Origin of the sequence: Nocardioides oceani (genome assembly GCF_030412965.1) — a bacterium.
GTDB lineage: Bacteria > Actinomycetota > Actinomycetes > Propionibacteriales > Nocardioidaceae > Nocardioides > Nocardioides oceani.
On the sequence record NZ_JAUHJQ010000041.1, the window covers coordinates 1 to 1,620 of the forward strand.

Annotated in this window: 2 protein-coding genes; both read left to right on the forward strand. The window is 65.4% G+C overall.

The genetic code is table 11. The annotated features are described in order from the left end of the window. Positions 1-772 precede the first annotated feature (772 nt). Positions 773-1,180 (forward strand): four-helix bundle copper-binding protein, encoded by a 408-nt coding sequence (locus QWY28_RS23175; RefSeq protein ID WP_300955285.1) that lies wholly within the window; start codon positions 773-775, stop codon positions 1,178-1,180. Positions 1,181-1,252: 72 nt separating this feature from the next. After that, positions 1,253-1,585 carry a hypothetical protein gene (locus tag QWY28_RS23180; RefSeq protein WP_300955286.1) on the forward strand — a complete coding sequence of 111 codons (333 nt, stop codon included), beginning with the start codon at positions 1,253-1,255 and terminating at the stop codon, positions 1,583-1,585. Positions 1,586-1,620: the final 35 nt, after the last annotated feature.

The following is a 1,620-nucleotide window of genomic DNA, read 5'->3' on the forward strand; positions in this document are numbered from 1 at the left end:
TCCGTTCGAGAGTGCTGTGAGAGGTTCACTCGAAGGATCACGCGGTGGCCGCTTCTTCGTCTGCCGTACACGCCGGTGACGACCTTGGCGACCGCGCTACACCACTATCGGGGACTCAACTGCGGGTAGATCTCGTCCACTGACGGCACCATGGTTCGGACGGCCGACAGCAGCTTGCGTATGACCTCAGCGCCATCGGGGTACGGGTGAGGCGATGGACCGCCGCCAGCGACCGCCCTTCAGCCGAGCTCGAACGCTCGCTGGGTGTGTCCTGGCCGCTCTCTTCGTGTTCGCCGGTGCCTCAGGCGACAACCTGTTCGCCCGACACGTGGGCATGACCACGGTCGCGCCGGCGGGAGTCTCCGCCGCGACAGGAGAAGCCATGCAGGCGGCTTCGGTCGGGTTTGGCAGGGACGGCGAGGGTCTGCGCGGCGCCGGCTCTGACCACGGGCCTGGTAGTGAGAACGGAAGTGCACAGCTCCTGCACCTGCTGGGCGCCTGTCTCTCCATCCTTGCCGTCGGCATTCTGCTGTTACGCCGGGGCGGGTGGTGGCGTGAACCGACCCGCCTGCTGACGGCGTTGTCATCGCGGCGGCTCCTCGTTGCCCACTGGAGGCAACCGACCGCGGAAGTCCCCCTCCGCTTTCGCCGCCACGCGCGTCTCCGGTGATCCGAACCTGAGGGCTCTGTGCAGCCTGCGACACCGCCACGGTGCGCGCTGCTGCTCGTTCTGTAGCCCATAGGACCACATCACGACGATACGGAGAAGCTCATGACCAGCACGATCAGCGACATGATGGAGACCTACCCGGCGGAGATCAACACCGACCGCGAGCTCTTGGCGCAATGCGTCGAAGCATGCGTGGAGTGCGCTCAGGCGTGCACGGCGTGCGCCGACGCGTGCCTGAGCGAGGAAATGGTCGCCGAACTGACCAAGTGCATCCGCACGAACTCAGACTGCGCCGACATCTGCGAGGCCACTGGCCGGGTGCTGTCACGCCACACGGGCTACGACGCCAACATCACCCGCGCAGTGCTGCAGGCGTGCGCTCAAGCCTGCAAGTCCTGCGCGGAGGAGTGCGAGAAGCACGCCGAGATGCATGAGCACTGCCGCATCTGCGCGGAGGCGTGCCGCCGGTGCGAGGACGCCTGCAATCGCGTCCTGAGCGCCATCGGTTAACGCGGCCGTTTGGGATGACCGGATCCGAGAGGTTCGGTCATCCCATGCCGCTTGCACGCACCGACTTCGACCTTGAAGGACAACGAGATGAACCAGCGTCAGCAGAACGAACAGCAGCATGCCACCCACCCCGAGCCGGGCGAACATTCCGAGCACAACAGCGACAACGGAGTTCACGACGGCAACTCCAGCGGACACCACGAGGCGAAGATGTATCTGCGCTTCGGACTGATGATCGCGACGTCGACTGTCGTCATGTTCGGGCTCACCTACACCAATGCGTTCAGCGCCGATCATGTCCGCTTCAGCGAGGAGCGCGTGAATCGCCCCGGGTTTCGTGGAGGCTCGGTTACTTGGAACCAGCCCCGGTCGGGACGGGTGTCTGAGGGTAGTGCTCGGGCGTGATGCTCGCCCAGTGGTTGGCCTCGTACTCGGCGGGC

Coding starts and splice junctions, on each gene's coding strand:
- QWY28_RS23175 (WP_300955285.1), top strand. CDS start 773: ATGACCAGCACGATCAGCGACATGATGGAGACCTACCCGGCGGAGATC.